The organism is Rhizobium sp. 10N414, from assembly GCF_056394785.1.
Window position 1 is genome coordinate 52563 of sequence record NZ_JBFTIN010000022.1, and the last position, 14216, is coordinate 66778.

Genomic DNA, 14216 nt, shown 5'->3' on the forward strand with positions numbered 1-14216 from the left:
TGCTCGCGCATGTGCGCGGTCGGCGCGGGAAACCGCGAGTTCGGCCTGTGACTAGTCCAATGTCCTGCGGAAGCGGCGCACGGCGATGAACATGGCGACCGCCATCAGGCAGGCCAGGGCAGTGGTGTCGTAGGCAAGGGTCTGGATGCTGGCGCCCTTCAGCATGATTGCCCTGACGATCCGGATATAGTGGGTCAGCGGTAGTGCCTCACCGATCCATTGCGCCCATTGCGGCATGCCGGCGAACGGAAACATGAACCCAGACAGCAGGATATTCGGCAGGAAGAACATCATCGCCATCTGCATCGCCTGCAGCTGATTGGCCGCAATCGTCGAGAAGGTGTAGCCGATCGACAGATTGGTGATGACGAAGAGCGCGGTTGCGGCCGCGAGCGAAGCCGGGCTGCCGAGGATTGGAACGCCGAACACAAACAGGCCGGCCGTGATAATGAGCAGCGACTGGATGAGGCCGATCAGCACATAGGGCGCGATCTTGCCCAGCATGATTTCCAGCGGCTTGATCGGCATGGAAAGCAGGTTTTCCATGGTGCCGCGTTCCAATTCCCGGGTGACCGAAAGAGCCGTGAAGATCAGCAGCGTCATCGTCAGGATCGTGCCGAGCAAGCCGGGCACGATATTCAAAGTCGACGAACCGGCCGGATTGTAGCGCCGGTGCTGGACGATCGAGAATGCGGGCCTGGTCGGCTCGGAGAACTCGACCTGGCGGTCATTGGCGAGCGCCGACGTCACGATGCCTGATAGCGCACCCAGCGCCGAGCTCGATGCGACCGGATCGGTGGCATCGGCCGCGACCAGTAGCGAGGGCGTGTCGCCGCGCCGAAGCGAGCGTTCGAACCCTTCCGGAATTTCCACGACGAACAAAGCCCTGCCGGATTCCAGAAGCGAATCCATGTCTTCGGCTCGGGTAACGACAGAGCGGATCTGGAAGAAATCGGTGTTCTCGAGGGCGGCCAAAATAGATCGGCCGACATCCGTGTTCTCGCGCATCAACACAGCGGTCGGCAGATTGTGCGGCGTCGTGTTGATCGCAAAGCCGAACAAGAACAACTGCATGATCGGCAAGGCGACCATCGTCGCCAACGTTATGCGGTCGCGGGTCATCTGGATGAATTCCTTGATGGTCATCGCCCAGAAGCGCCCGAATGAGATGCCGTTGCGGTTTGCCGGTCGCGTCGTCATTGGAAATTATCCTCCGCGCGACGCATCAGGTCGATGAAGGCATCTTCCAACGTCGCTTCACCCTTTTGCCACTTGAGGTCGGGCCGTTCGCGATAAGGCGCGATTGCCTTTTCGAGCGCCTTCGGATCGCGGCCGGCAACATGCAGGCTGGTCCCAAACGGTGCCATCATGTCGATGCCCGGCACATTCTCAAGTTCGGACTGGAGACGATGCACCTCGGGCCCGGAGACGGTCCATGTCACGAGGCCGGTGCCGGCAATCACCTCGTCCACCGTTCCCTGCGCCAGCAGTTTGCCGTAGGCGATATAGGCGATCTCGTGGCAGCGCTCGGCCTCGTCCATGTAGTGGGTGGAGACCAGGACAGAGAGGCCGTCAGCGGCGAGGGCGTGGATCTCGTTCCAGAAGTCGCGGCGGGCTTTGGGGTCGACACCGGCGGTCGGCTCATCGAGGAGGAGTAGCGCCGGTTCGGGCAGGATACAGGCGCCGAGCGCGAGACGCTGTTTCCAGCCGCCCGAGAGCTCCCCCGCAAGCTGCTGTTCGCGGCCCTTCAGGCCAAGGCGGTCTATGGCGGCGCTTGCCTTGCCGCGGGCATCGGCCAGACCGTAGACGCGGGCGACGAACTCGAGGTTTTCCCGGATCGACAGATCCTGATAAAGCGAAAACTTCTGAGTCATGTAGCCGACACGGCGGCGAATACGATCGCTCTCGGTCAGGATGTCGAAGCCAAGACATGTGCCATTGCCGCTGTCTGGCGTCAGCAGACCACAGAGCATACGGATTGTCGTGGTCTTGCCGGAACCGTTGGGGCCAAGAAAGCCGTGGATGCGGCCCTTCTTGACCGTCATCGACACGTCATCGACCACCTTTCGGCTGCCGAAACTCTTGGTGAGGTGATGGACGTCGATGACGGTCTCCGGAGCATCGACGGCGATGGCTGTGTCGCTCATGGTCGCGCTCCCGCGGTGACATCCACCGGCTGGCCAGGACGCAGCGCCGTGGGATCGGTCGGGATCGCCTCGACGCGGTAGACGAGTTTGGCACGCTCATCGAGGCTGTAGATTACCGGCGGCGTGTATTCGGCGTTCTTTGAGATGAAGCTGATCGTCGCGTCGGTCGGCTGGCATGCGCTGCATGCAACGCGGATCGGCTGGCCCAGCGAGAAAAGCGCAAGCTCGGTTTCGGGTACGAAGAAGCGGACACGGATGTTCTCCGGCGGCAGGAGCGCCACGATCGGCCGGCCGGCAGGGACGACCTCACCCGCGCGATAGTAGATGGTCTCGATACTGCCTGTTGCCGGCGCCGAGACGAAGCGACGGGAGAGCGCGGCTTCCGCAGCGGCGAGATCGGCCTTTGCGACCGCGACTGCTTCCCTCGACTGGCGCAGCGTTTCGATGCGGGCAGGCAGGTTGGCGAGCGTGATCTGGCCGCGGACATTATCGAGGACGGCACGGTTGGCGGCTTCGGTGGCCGTCGCCGTATCGAGGTCCGCCTTTGTCGCGGTGCCGCGCTGGACCAGCACCCGGGTGCGGTCGAGCTCCTGTGCGGCAAGCTCCAGCCGGGCGATCGCCTCACGTTCGCTCGCGCGCAGTACATCGATCTCTTCCGGTCGCTTTTGCGCGGCCTCGGCGAGTTCCAGTTCTGCCTGCAGGCGCGCCAGCGAAGCGCGTGCGGAGCCGACGGCTGCCTCCTCGCTCCGCGAATCCAGGCTGAAGAGCGGCGAACCGGGCGCAGTCGCCTGGCCTTCGACGACGTCGAGCTTGACCAGCCGCCCGCCGGTGTCGGCGCCGATGAAAAGTGTGTCGGCCTCGACCCACCCCTGGTAGGCACGTTGAGACCTGTCAGAAAACAGGAGGGGCAGAGCGGCAAGTGCCGCGGCGGCCACGAGAGCGACGGTAAGGATTCGTCTCATATCGCGCCTCCTTGGGGCACGAAGAGCGTGTCGAGGAATGTGTCGAATAGCTTCTGCGCGTGGAGGTGCTCGTAGCCTTCGAAGAGCGTCGCCCAGACGATCGACATCAAAGCAGGCGCCATAACCAGTTGCGGAACGTCTGCGACGGCGGGATTGCGCAGTTCACCGCGTGCGGCGGCGCGGGCAAGCACGATCCGCAGGATCGCTAGACCCTTGGTGATGATCTCGCGGTAATAGAATTCGGTCACGACAGGGAACATCGGTCCTTCCGCGAGGATCAACCGCAGAAGGTGCCGGCGCTCTGTCTCCAAAACCTCGCGTTTGAAGATGGAATAGAACATCGCAACGGCGGCCCGCGCCGGGATCGCATCCTTCTCAACCATGCCGCCGACCTCGCCGAGGATCGGCGAGGCGATGCCGGAGACGAGATCGATGAACAGCCGCTCCTTGTCGGGAAAATGCAAGTACACCGTGCCCTTGGCGATGCCCGCCCGCGCCGCGACGTCCTCCATGCGGGTCGCCGCGAAACCGCGCTCCGCAAAGCAGGCGAAGGCGGCGGCGAGGATCTCGGCGCGGCGCTGCTCGGGGTCTCGTTTCTCCCGCTTTCTCTCTGCCATTCTCTTGCATCCAATTATGACTGACTGGACAGTCATTAACGCAACGTGCGCTTTTTCGCAAGCCGAGTCCGATGTGAAGCGGCCCTACGATGATGACGACGAACGGACATTCCGCGCTAAGGGGGCGAGGGCCTCATGATGGGGCGTCCTCACTCCAGACCGTCAACCGGTAGCGTCTTCGGAACGTGGCCATCGTCTCCTCACGACGGAGATGCGGATCGTCGACGACGGATCGCGTTTGTTGCCATTTCTCGTCAGCAGGTATCAACTGCGCCAGGCAGACACGAAAGAGGTTCAATTTCCATGATCGTTCAGGCCTGTATCAACGGCGCGCGGCCAATCGACTATCATCCGCAATTGCCTGTCACGGTTGAAGCAATCGCACGGGATGCCGCCGCCGTGGTCGCTGCCGGTGCCGCGGAACTCCACATTCATCCGCGTGCCGTTGACGGAAAGGAAAGTCTCGGCGCTGTTGATGAGACCATTGCTGCGGTTCGGGGCTCCTGTCCGGGTTCGTTTCTCGGCATATCCACCGGTGCCTGGATTGAAGGCGACGCGCACCGCACCCTTGAGGCCATTCGTTGCTGGAGTGTCCTGCCCGACTATGCGTCGGTGAACCTCTCGGAGGACGATGCCCCCGCCGTCATGGCATTGCTCCGCGATAAGGGAGTTGGGATTGAAGTCGGGTTGGCGTCAGTCGCGGATGCGGAGCGGTACATCGGACTTGAAGCCCATGAGCGCGTTTTGCGCATCCTCATCGAACTTGACAACGAACAGGACCTGAGGGGCGCTTTCGATGTCGCGGAGGGGATCGTCGGCACGCTACAGCGTGGGAATGTGCAGCGGTCCGTCCTGATGCATGGCTTCGACGCGACCGTCTGGCCGTTTGTCCGGCTGGCGAAGGAACGACGCTATTCCACCCGCGTCGGCCTGGAAGATGGAAAGCTCCTTCCCAGCGGGATGATCGCCGCGAACAATGCCGAGCTTGTTGCGGCGGCCGTCGAGATCTTTAGCAGCGAGAGCTGATCCTCGAGCCCGTGCCGCGAGCGCCCGCTCAACGCGGGCAGCTGGCGATGTATCGCCGACCGTAACGGTCACGGAAGTAGCACTGACCAGGCCGCCCAGCGACGTTGCCAATGACCGCGCCAGTGGCACCGCCGATCGCTGCGCCCACGGCGGCACCGCGCACGTTGCCGGTCGCCACGCCACCGATGACCGCGCCGGAGGCTGCACCAATTCCCGCGCCTTGCTCGGTGGGCGTGCATCCGGCAATCGTGGCCCCTGCCAGAAGCAGCAAAATCGACGTGCGTTTCATCTCGCTTTCCTTCCTGTTCGATTTAATTCGCGCGAGGGTAGATAGAGGGATTTCGGAAAAGACAATTGTTGCTTTTAGTTCGCCGCCAAGCCTGCTTCGTTCGATCAATCGACCGCTGGTATCTCCATTGCCTATTGGACCGCTTGCTCCAATTAAGATTGGGTTTCAACCAAAAGCAGGGTCCCATCATGAACGAGCGTGAAGAGAAAATCCGTCGTCGTGCTTATGAAATCTGGGAGCAGGAGGGGCGCCCGCACGGCCAGGATATGAAACACTGGCTACAGGCGTTCAAGGAATTCGGCCAGCAGGCAGACAATGCAAGCAAGCCGACGGCCAAGGCCAAATCCGCCAAGCCGCGCGCCGCGCCGAAACCCGCTGCCGACAAGCCTACGGCGAAGAAGACAAAGGCGGCCGCGATCGCGATAACGGCTGCGCCCGGAGACAAGCCCCGTCGCACGCGTTCTCCAAAGTCCGTCACGACACACTAATCGTCAGCGCCTTCCCCGCCCGGGCCAACGTGGTTTGACACAGGGCGTTCGGATGTCGGGCGCAGCTGTTGGACTTTGCGCAACTGGGCGGCGAAGACGACCGTGATCATCAGCGGCCTTCGCCTCGGAGCAAGTCACGCCAAAACCTTGGCCTCGACCGCGGCTGCGACAAAGGCATCTCTGGCGGCTTCCAGGTGTGCAAGGTGGTTCATGGCTTCCACGCACCGACGCTTCGCCGCCTCAACGTGCATGCTGCTTTGGAGTGGCCACCTGTGCTCCAGATAGTCAACAGCTTCAGCCGGACCATGAATATGTTCAGAGGGGCGCGTTCCAATCCGGATAGCCACCGGTGCGGCCCACCTTGGTTCGGTTGCATGGCTGATCGTGTTCATGATGAACCTCCTTTCTGCCAACAAACGATAAGCGGGATGTAGGTGTTCGCGGGAGCCGTTCAACACCTATCCCGCCCTCAAGACGATGCCTCGACAACATATTGATGCGAGGCTGTTTCGGCAGCCAACTCGACGCGAGTCAGTGGACACTTGGCAGTCTTGCCGATACGGCGAAGTCCTTCGCCACAAGTTCGCTGATTGCGATCAGAACCTCTTCAGCGGTAAAGCCGGATGCTATCGTCGTTCGGATCAGATCCTGAAGATCTGGCTCGATCACCTCCCGGCAGTCTTCGAGTCGTTCGTCCGAAACAGTCAAGCTATGCAGTTCTTCCATAATCGACCCTTTCTTGGGGTGGAATGCCGCCGAGGACTCCCGGCGGTCATCTTATAAAGTTATCGGCCCGATGAGCGGTGCTTGGGCGAGGCCAGGAGACCTTCGCGCTGCAACTTCTTGCGGTTGGCCTTGCGTTGTCTGGCGATCGCCTGTGCTCGTTCGCGCACGCGTCGCTCCGATGGCTTCTCGTAAGCCCGGCGTTCCTTCATTTCGCGGAAAACACCCTCGCGCTGCATCTTCTTTTTCAATGCGCGCATGGCCTGTTCGACGTTGTTGTCTCTGACAATGACCTGCATCTTTTTCTCCTTGTTGTTGCGATTGAGTGCCTCTCAGCCAAGCTGCTCGGCGATCAGCTCCTGCAGCTCACGACGGGTGAGAAGGCAGGGGTAAGGTTTCCAGTTCTTGTCCGGGCGGCGAGCGGCGTCATCGCGCTCGCGCGGACTCGCCGCTGGGGCGGCGGCGGTAATGGGTTTGTTCAATTGAAGTCCTTTGCCGCACTGGCGGCATGCTCGACATGGCGACCTTTGTTTCCATCACGCAGACCGGAGGAAACGCAGTGAGATGGGACGCACGATGCGTCGACCATGTCAGGTTCGAATTTTTCGGGTGACCGCCATAAGATGGGAACGCGAGCGATGCGTTGCAAGGCTTCGTTGCGTCATACGCCCGTCGCCTACGCCGTCGACGCTGCTTGCTCTATGTTGCGGGCGACATTGCGGCCAAACTCTGAGAGGGCGTCTCTAAGCGTCGGTCCGCTGAGATTTTGGTTGGGATTTTGGCGAGGTCACCGCAAAACAGACGATGTGAGTTTTGCAGTGACCTCTTGATGACTAGGAAATGTAATCATCCAAGCACATGCTACCTGAAGTATGGAAATAGGGAATTTATCACATACGGTAATCCACATGAACTTTGGGAGCTGTCACCTGTTTCGCGGATGTCCGCTATGAACCTTTCGGGGAATGCCGGGCTCGAATGGTGATCCGCCGTTCGTAGCCGACCCCAATTCGGATGATGCTCTTTCCGCTGCGGGTCAGGATGTCCCAGGTCCGAATTTTCGAAGAAAGCCGCGGCGACTGTCTCGGTCCTACTGGCGCCGAGTGATCTTCGCAATTTTCCGCGACGCATACATCGCATCCGATTAAATCGCAAATGTATTGACCTCGCGATCCTGTTTGTGTACTTAAAGCGCATCCGAGTTATTCGTGTACGAAGTAAATCAACAGAAAGGGACTTTGCTATGAGGCAAGGGAAAAGGTTCATGGAGCCAGCCGTCGATGCCGTGCAAACCGATGAACGCGCGATGGGCGGCCAACACCCAAACGCGCCCCAGGCCTATAGTGAGTTTTCGCGAGTGCTTGACCCGTCTATCTATGAGGCGCTGCCCGACGATTGGCTGGTCGGCATAACAGACGTCGTCGGTTCGACGTCCGCGATCAAGTCCGGGCGCTATGAAGACGTCAACTATGCCGGCGCATCGGTGATTGCCGCGGTTGGGAATGCCTGGGGCGACTTTGATTTCCCCTTTGTGTTTCGCGGAGACGGTGCGGCATTCGCGCTGCCACCGCAGGGGATCATGACCGCGACATCAGCGTTGCGGCAGGTTGTCGCCTTTGCCAAGACCAATCTCAACCTTGCTCTCCGGGCCGGCCACCTGTCCGTGGGCGAGATACGTGCCAACGGACGCGACGTGCGCGTCGCGCGCTACGCCGCCTCTGAAGACGCGACTTACGCGATGTTTGCCGGCGGCGGTCTCAAGTGGGCAGAGCGGCAAATCAAGAACGGCCGATATCTGGTGAAGCCAGGCAGCTACACAACCGAGCCCGATCTGACCGGCCTGAGCTGCGATTGGGAGCCGTTTCCGAGCCAGAGGGGCGAGATCCTGTCGCTACTGGTCGAGCCATCCGAGGGCCGGAGCCCCGAAGCCTTCGCGGCATTGGCGAAGTGCGTGCTTTCCGTTCTCGACGCCGGCACGCGGCAAGCCCATCCCCTGTCGCGGGATACCGCCATCACCAAGGACAGGGCGAGGTCGGTCAACCTCGAAACCTGGTTGGCGGTCGCCTCCAACTCAGACTTCCGCAAATTTGACGATGGCCTGCGTCTAACGTTGGATTGCACACGCGAACAGATTGAAGCGGTCGAAGCCATCCTGGTTGCAGCAAAGGCGCGGGGTGAGGTCAACTTCGGACTGCATCGCCAATCTCACGCGCTCATGACCTGCTTCGTGCCTTCGGGCAAACCAGATTCGCATCTGCACTTTCTGGACGGCATGGGTGGCGGATACGCCAAGGCGGCCGAGATGATGGAGGCAAATGAGCTTCCGATGGTGTCAGCTCGCTAGGGTAAACGCTGCCCGACGCGCGTCCCATTCAGGAGAATTGCCGGCGTACTGCCACTGCAGCCCCTAACCGTGGCTGCGCGCTAGATGGACGTTCGGGCGGAGAGAGGATGTGGCGCGCCGCGCTGGCACCTCAACCACGCCGGGCGGCTTCGATCACCGCAACGTCAATCTTCTTCATGGTCATCATCGCATCAAAAGCACGCTTTGCCTGATCACCGCCTGCCGCAAGCGCGTCGGTCAGGATGCGCGGTATGATCTGCCAGGACACACCCCACTTGTCCTTGCACCAGCCACACTCGCTCTCTTGACCGCCATTGCCGACAATGGCGTTCCAATAGCGGTCGGTCTCCGCCTGATCCTCCGTTGCGATCTGAAATGAGAAGGCTTCGGTCTGCTTGAATACTGGACCGCCATTCAAGGCGATGCACGGAATGCCCGCAACCGTGAATTCGACAACCAATACATCTCCCTGCTTGCCGTCTGGATAGTCTCCAGGTGCGCGAATGACGGCGTCCACTGCGCTATCGGGAAAAGTTTCGGCGTAAAACCGGGCGGCAGCCTCACCATCTTTGTCGTACCACAGGCAGATCGTGTTCTTTGCCATTGCGCGGGTCCTTTCGGTCTCCGTTTCGGATCTCCTTCCTCAGATAAGGGGCAACCCGTCTTTCTCCACCCTATGCAGGCGATTTCACGCGCGCAGTTGCCAAGCGCCATGCCAATCGCCGGGATGGAAGTTCTCCTTGGTGGCATCTGCACCTGAGGCGGCGGAGCGCCGAATACATCGACGCTCACGGGCGCAGTAGAGATCAATCCTTTGCCGATCCGTCCTGCGTTGCCTTCAGGAGGTTGTTGCGCAGGCGTACCACGGATTTCTGCACGACTGGGAAGTCCTCTCCGAGGCCGGTCGCATCGACCAGTGGCGCGCCGGGATCCGCAGCGACAAGGTCGCGTCCAGCCGCCGTCAGGCTCAATCGTACCTGCCGCTCATCAGCGGGATCGCGTTTGCGGCGGATATAGCCCAGAGATTCAAGTTTTTTGAGCATGGGGGTCAGCGTGTTCGATTCCAGGAATAGCTTTTCGCCCAGTGTTCCGACCGTCTGGTCGTCTTTATCGGAGAGGGCAACCAGCGCGATGTATTGAGTGTAGGTCAGGTTCAGCTGGTCCAGGATCGGCTTGTACGCACGGCCGAAGGCCAGGTTTGCGGAATAGACCGCGAAGCATAGGAAGTTCGAAAGCTTGTTGTTCTTGCTGTCGGCCTCGCCGGAAACGGGCGCCTCTGTCTCCAGGGTTTTGGCGGTTTTGGATGCGGACATGGGAGATCCTACTCGGTTGCTTTTCGCTTCTCTCTATATAAATCGCATCCGATTAAATCGCAATGGTATTGACGACACCTTTCGAGCAACATATTTAGATCGCATTCGATTAAAGCGGATGCGAATGAAAAGCTGACCCGAAAGGATTTTACGATGACTGAGAAGCTCCTCTTTACCGGCAAGACCCATAACAAGGGTGGTCGCGACGGTTTCACACGCAGCAGCGATGGCGAGCTGGATCTTCGCCTGTCGCAGCCGCACCCGGCTGCCGAACGCCTTTTTGGCGCCGCATGGTCTGCTTGTTTCATTGGCGCCATCGAGCTCGCTGCAGCCCAGAGAAAGATCAAGCTGCCCGTCGAGCCCGAGATCGACACGGAAATCGATCTGAACGCCGACGGCGGATCCTTTTTTCTGCGCGCGCGGCTCAACGTCAGCCTGCAGGGCATCGACCGAGATGTCGCAGAGGAACTGATCCACGCAGCGCACGAGATCTGCCCGTACTCCAAGGCAACGCGCGGCAATATCGACGTGGCGCTCAATCTCATCTGAACGGATGAAGAACGCGCCCGGCGCAGCGCTACATCGGCGCCGGCCCTGCTGAGGTAAACTCATGTGACGTTCCGGCAATCCGCCGGAGCACCCAAGGAGAAACAGGAATGCGTGATGTCGTCGAATTGCAGTTCGATCTCACCCCTCCCACACAAGAACAGATGCAGCAGCTTGTGGCGGATCTCAGTGAGGACGACCGTCATCTGCTCTTGGAGCATGGCGAGGAGGCGCCGTTTTGTGGCGTCTTCCTCCACGAGCGACGCGAGGGGCTCTATACTTGCCGCCTCTGCGGTCTTCCCCTGTTCAAGGCCGTTTCCAAATTCGAAAGCGGGACAGGCTGGCCGAGCTTCACTGCGCCTGCCGCCAAGGATCACCTGCGGCGCATTCGCGATACCCGCTACGGCATGGTCAGAACAGAGATCGTTTGCGCACGCTGCGGCGCGCATCAGGGGCACGTCTTTCTCGACGGCCCGCCTCCGACAGGCGAGCGCTTCTGCATAAATTCAGGGTCGCTCGAGTTCACGCCGAAAGGGCAGCCGCTCCCTGACAAGCTTGGACGCGGTCGTCCCGAGGGCGAGCTTGCGCGGTAGTTGCGGGTTCGATAACTCAGACGATCGGCGCCAGCGTTAGGCGGTTATTAACGCTGGCGCACGACTTCACCTTCATTTGCGAGCAAATGGAGCGCGGGTCCGCCCACTGGTGATTGCGCTATGCGCAGGTCCGTCTATCTTGGCCCTGAGTGCTCAAGCGCAGTGCAACCGGGGTAGGGATCATGAAAGCCGCCTTCCACAAGACCTTGACGATCCTCGTCGCTTTAGCGCCGTCGGTGGCCTCAGCTCAGTCAGGCGGCTGGCAATCCGACGGCAGAGGGACGAGCACCTGGCAAGTGTCGCCATCGGAAGGCACCTGCAACGTCAGCCAAGCGCAAAACAGGGCACGGCGAGCAGGTATCCGTCGGACTGACCTGGTCTATCGCGACGAGAACGTCGTGACGCTGAGAGGGCTGACCGAGTGGGGTGAACGCCGCGATATCACCTTTGCCAACATTCGAGGATGTCCTGAGATCGGCTTTCAGGATCTGCAACCGAGCCAACCCAGGCGCTGAGGTTAACCACGACCGTTGACCGGACGCCGGTCCCTCGAGGTAATTGAGCGCGACGGTTCCTCAGGCTGGGTAACGCTGTAGCCATGCTGCCAGCCTATAAAATGCTTGTGACCTGATGTTGGGGCAGCAAATAATCTTCGTGACGCGCTGCGGTCGTTTTGCACGTCGCTCCATCGCGGTCTCGCCCGACCTGCGTCGAATTCCGTATGCTACCGTAAAATACGTTGGTGCCGTGGACCGAATGGACTTATGCTGCATGTGCGAACAAAGCGCATGAATGACGGTGCGGTTAACTATTCACAGTGCAGACGCAGATCGCGAATACACTCCGAGCATAAGTCTTTGACCTCTCGCCGAGAGGGTGAACGAGGAGATTTGGCATGCGGTACCCTTCGTATCTTCCGACAGCTGATTTCGCCACTCACTTCGGTCCTGCGGGCTTCTTTTTCGACTATGCCATGGATGCCACGCAGCGCAGCGTGCTGTTCTGGGATGTCATGCGAAAGCGCGGCAACCAATATCGGGCTCACGCCGAAGCGACGGCGCCGCATGTACTGAGCTTCACGCCGGAGATCGTCATTGATGGACGTTCCCTCCCGAGACCCGTCAACTACGCGCTGGTTCGGATCGTCCCGCCCAAGGGGATCGAGGTTGACGACACGCGCCGGCCGTTCGTTGTCGTCGATCCGAGAGCCGGACACGGGCCCGGCATCGGCGGCTTCAAGGCGGACAGCGAGATCGGTGTCGCGCTCAAGGCTGGGCATCCTTGCTATTTCATCGGCTTCCTCCCACAGCCAGTGCCGGGGCAGACGATCGAAGACATTGCGCAGGCCGAGGCTGCTTTTCTTGTAAAGGTGATTTCCCTGCATCCTCAGGCGGACGCCAAGCCCTGTGTGATTGGAAATTGCCAGGCCGGATGGGCCGTCATGATGCTGGCCGCCATGCGCCCGGAACTGTTCGGCTCGGTCATCATTGCCGGCGCGCCGCTGTCCTATTGGGCCGGCGAACGCGGCAAATACCCGATGCGCTACTCGGGTGGGTTGCTCGGCGGCAGCTGGCTGACGGCGCTTACCAGCGACCTCGGACACGGGCAGTTCGACGGCGTATGGCTGGTGCAGAATTTCGAGAACCAGAACCCGGCCAACACGCTCTGGACCAAGCAGTACAACCTCTACTCCAAGATCGACACCGAGGCGCCGCGCTATCTCGGCTTCGAAGAGTGGTGGGGCGGGCACGTCAGCCTGAATGCCGAAGAGATCCAATTCATCGTGGACGAGCTCTTCGTCGGCAATAATCTGGCGGCGGGCCGCATAAAGACATCGAATGGCGAGGCGATCGACCTACGCAATATTCGCGCGCCGATCGTCGTCTTCTGCTCGAAAGGGGACAACATCACGCCGCCCGCGCAGGCGCTCGGCTGGGTGCTGGACCTCTACGACGATGTGAACGAGATACGTTCGCACGGGCAGACGATCGTCTACACGGTACATGAAACGATCGGCCATCTCGGGATCTTCGTGTCTGCGAGCGTTGCCCGCAAGGAGCACGGCGAGTTCTCCAGCAATATCGACCTGATCGATGCGCTGCCGCCCGGTCTCTACGAAGCGACCTTCGAAGCAAGGACAGACGAGACCATCGGCGGAGACCTGGTCGAGGGCGATTGGATCATGCGATGCGAGGCAAGAACGCTCGACGATATCCGTGAGCTCGGTTGCAATGACGCCGAGGACGATCGCCGCTTTGCGACCGTCGCAAAGGTCTCGGACATCAACCTGTCGCTCTACAAGACGTTCCTCCAGCCTTTCGTCCGCGCCATGGTGCCCGACTGGGCGGCGGAACAATTGCGGGCAACGCACCCGCTGCGGCTGCAATATGAGCTCTTCTCCGACGTTAATCCCTGGATGGCGCCGATTGCGGATCTCGCTGTCGAGGTGGCGGACGAACGTCGTCCGGTTCCTGCGGACAATCCGTTTCTGGCCATGGAGCAGGCCGTCTCGCGCCAGATGGTAGCGGGGCTGGACGCCTGGCGCGAGGGGATGGAGGCGCTGAGTGAGGCGACCTTTCTCACTGTTTATGGGTCTCCGCTGCTGCAGGCGGCTGTCGGTATCGATCCGTCCGATGCAACGCCACATCGGCGCGCGGCCAAGACCGGCATGCATGTCCAGATGCTCAAGGCGAGGATCGAGGAACTCAAGGCGCAAATCGGCAACGGCGGGCTTCGGGAGGGCATGGCGCGCAGCCTGCTTTACGTCGCGATGGCGAGTGGCGCAGCCGATGAGCGTGGCTTTGCCGCCATCCGCCGGATGCGGCGCGCCGAGGACGGAATGCCGGCAATGACGCTCAGCGAATTCAAGGCGTTAATCCGCGATCAGTTCTTCATGCTGCTGATCGATGAGGAAGACGCCGTGAACGCGATCCCCCGCCTGCTGCCGGCGGAGGAGGGCGTTCGCCGCCAAGCATTGGATTCGCTTCGGCAGGTTCTGAATGCGCGGGGTCCGCTTTCGGAAGAAGCCGAGAAGCGGTGGCAGAGGATCATCGGGCTCTTCGACGTTGGCAGCGAGACCGTCGCCGAGCCCGTAACGCCGCCGATGAAGCCCACCCCGGTCAAGGCTGTCAGACGCGGGGCTTGAACCCGGTCTTTTCAACATGGAGC

The 14216-nt window shown here is 60.7% G+C and carries 18 protein-coding genes; 7 read left to right on the top strand and 11 right to left on the bottom strand.

Annotation, left to right across the window (positions count from 1 at the left end; translation table 11 throughout):
* Window positions 1-51 precede the first annotated feature (51 nt).
* Genes AC1DE4_RS19570 through AC1DE4_RS19585 form a run of 4 tightly spaced genes read right to left on the bottom strand, consistent with a single transcriptional unit; the run spans window position 52 to window position 3726 of the window.
* On the bottom strand, window positions 52-1200 hold the full coding sequence (locus AC1DE4_RS19570) for an ABC transporter permease (RefSeq protein WP_018117179.1): 1149 nt from the start codon (window positions 1198-1200) through the stop codon (window positions 52-54).
* On the bottom strand, window positions 1197-2147 hold the full coding sequence (locus AC1DE4_RS19575) for an ABC transporter ATP-binding protein (RefSeq protein WP_018857286.1): 951 nt from the start codon (window positions 2145-2147) through the stop codon (window positions 1197-1199). The genes AC1DE4_RS19570 and AC1DE4_RS19575 overlap by 4 nt, the downstream gene beginning before the upstream one ends.
* Window positions 2144-3109 (bottom strand): HlyD family secretion protein, encoded by a 966-nt coding sequence (locus AC1DE4_RS19580; protein ID WP_018857287.1) that lies wholly within the window; start codon window positions 3107-3109, stop codon window positions 2144-2146. The genes AC1DE4_RS19575 and AC1DE4_RS19580 overlap by 4 nt, the downstream gene beginning before the upstream one ends.
* Entirely contained in the window at window positions 3106-3726 is a 621-nt protein-coding gene (locus AC1DE4_RS19585) for a TetR/AcrR family transcriptional regulator (protein WP_018857288.1), read from the bottom strand. The genes AC1DE4_RS19580 and AC1DE4_RS19585 overlap by 4 nt, the downstream gene beginning before the upstream one ends.
* A gap of 303 nt (window positions 3727-4029) precedes the next feature.
* Here AC1DE4_RS19585 and AC1DE4_RS19590 point away from each other — a divergent pair, with 303 nt between their 5' ends.
* The gene (locus AC1DE4_RS19590) at window positions 4030-4752 is read left to right on the top strand and encodes a 3-keto-5-aminohexanoate cleavage protein (protein WP_018857289.1); all 723 of its coding nucleotides are present in this window, start codon (window positions 4030-4032) and stop codon (window positions 4750-4752) included.
* Between the two features lie 28 nt (window positions 4753-4780).
* Here AC1DE4_RS19590 and AC1DE4_RS19595 read toward each other — a convergent pair whose 3' ends face one another.
* Entirely contained in the window at window positions 4781-5041 is a 261-nt protein-coding gene (locus AC1DE4_RS19595) for a YMGG-like glycine zipper-containing protein (RefSeq protein ID WP_018857290.1), read from the bottom strand.
* Window positions 5042-5229: 188 nt separating this feature from the next.
* Here AC1DE4_RS19595 and AC1DE4_RS19600 point away from each other — a divergent pair, with 188 nt between their 5' ends.
* Window positions 5230-5529 carry a DUF2934 domain-containing protein gene (locus AC1DE4_RS19600; RefSeq protein WP_018857291.1) on the top strand — a complete coding sequence of 100 codons (300 nt, stop codon included), beginning with the start codon at window positions 5230-5232 and terminating at the stop codon, window positions 5527-5529.
* Between the two features lie 134 nt (window positions 5530-5663).
* On the opposite strand, the gene AC1DE4_RS19605 is transcribed toward AC1DE4_RS19600, so the two are convergent.
* From AC1DE4_RS19605 to AC1DE4_RS19620, 4 genes are all read right to left on the bottom strand, one after another.
* Window positions 5664-5921, bottom strand: a complete 258-nt coding sequence (locus AC1DE4_RS19605; protein ID WP_018117187.1) for a DUF982 domain-containing protein — start codon at window positions 5919-5921, stop codon at window positions 5664-5666.
* 139 nt (window positions 5922-6060) lie between these two features.
* Window positions 6061-6255: a hypothetical protein gene (locus AC1DE4_RS19610; RefSeq protein ID WP_477882618.1), complete on the bottom strand. Its 195-nt coding sequence runs from the start codon at window positions 6253-6255 to the stop codon at window positions 6061-6063.
* A gap of 59 nt (window positions 6256-6314) precedes the next feature.
* Window positions 6315-6551 carry a 30S ribosomal protein S21 gene (rpsU, locus tag AC1DE4_RS19615; RefSeq protein ID WP_169682246.1) on the bottom strand — a complete coding sequence of 79 codons (237 nt, stop codon included), beginning with the start codon at window positions 6549-6551 and terminating at the stop codon, window positions 6315-6317.
* A gap of 33 nt (window positions 6552-6584) precedes the next feature.
* Window positions 6585-6734: a hypothetical protein gene (locus tag AC1DE4_RS19620; RefSeq protein WP_167354905.1), complete on the bottom strand. Its 150-nt coding sequence runs from the start codon at window positions 6732-6734 to the stop codon at window positions 6585-6587.
* A gap of 782 nt (window positions 6735-7516) precedes the next feature.
* On the opposite strand from AC1DE4_RS19620, the gene AC1DE4_RS19625 reads away from it, so the two are divergent.
* A complete protein-coding gene (locus AC1DE4_RS19625; protein ID WP_409564070.1) occupies window positions 7517-8596 on the top strand; it encodes a DUF3095 family protein in 1080 nt (359 codons plus the stop codon).
* A 130-nt stretch (window positions 8597-8726) separates the two neighbouring features.
* Here AC1DE4_RS19625 and AC1DE4_RS19630 read toward each other — a convergent pair whose 3' ends face one another.
* Together AC1DE4_RS19630 and AC1DE4_RS19635 are read right to left on the bottom strand one after the other, a co-directional pair.
* Window positions 8727-9200, bottom strand: a complete 474-nt coding sequence (locus tag AC1DE4_RS19630; RefSeq protein ID WP_018857296.1) for a VOC family protein — start codon at window positions 9198-9200, stop codon at window positions 8727-8729.
* Window positions 9201-9402: 202 nt separating this feature from the next.
* Window positions 9403-9909, bottom strand: a complete 507-nt coding sequence (locus AC1DE4_RS19635; protein ID WP_018857297.1) for a MarR family winged helix-turn-helix transcriptional regulator — start codon at window positions 9907-9909, stop codon at window positions 9403-9405.
* A gap of 153 nt (window positions 9910-10062) precedes the next feature.
* Here AC1DE4_RS19635 and AC1DE4_RS19640 point away from each other — a divergent pair, with 153 nt between their 5' ends.
* The 4 genes from AC1DE4_RS19640 (at window position 10063) to AC1DE4_RS19655 (ending at window position 14193) form a co-directional block, all read left to right on the top strand.
* Window positions 10063-10458: an organic hydroperoxide resistance protein gene (locus tag AC1DE4_RS19640; RefSeq protein ID WP_018857298.1), complete on the top strand. Its 396-nt coding sequence runs from the start codon at window positions 10063-10065 to the stop codon at window positions 10456-10458.
* A 107-nt stretch (window positions 10459-10565) separates the two neighbouring features.
* Entirely contained in the window at window positions 10566-11048 is a 483-nt protein-coding gene (gene msrB / locus AC1DE4_RS19645; RefSeq protein ID WP_018857299.1) for a peptide-methionine (R)-S-oxide reductase MsrB, read from the top strand.
* A gap of 182 nt (window positions 11049-11230) precedes the next feature.
* The gene (locus AC1DE4_RS19650; protein ID WP_477882622.1) at window positions 11231-11563 is read left to right on the top strand and encodes a hypothetical protein; all 333 of its coding nucleotides are present in this window, start codon (window positions 11231-11233) and stop codon (window positions 11561-11563) included.
* Window positions 11564-11943: 380 nt separating this feature from the next.
* Window positions 11944-14193, top strand: a complete 2250-nt coding sequence (locus AC1DE4_RS19655) for a DUF3141 domain-containing protein (RefSeq protein WP_018857300.1) — start codon at window positions 11944-11946, stop codon at window positions 14191-14193.
* Window positions 14194-14216: the final 23 nt, after the last annotated feature.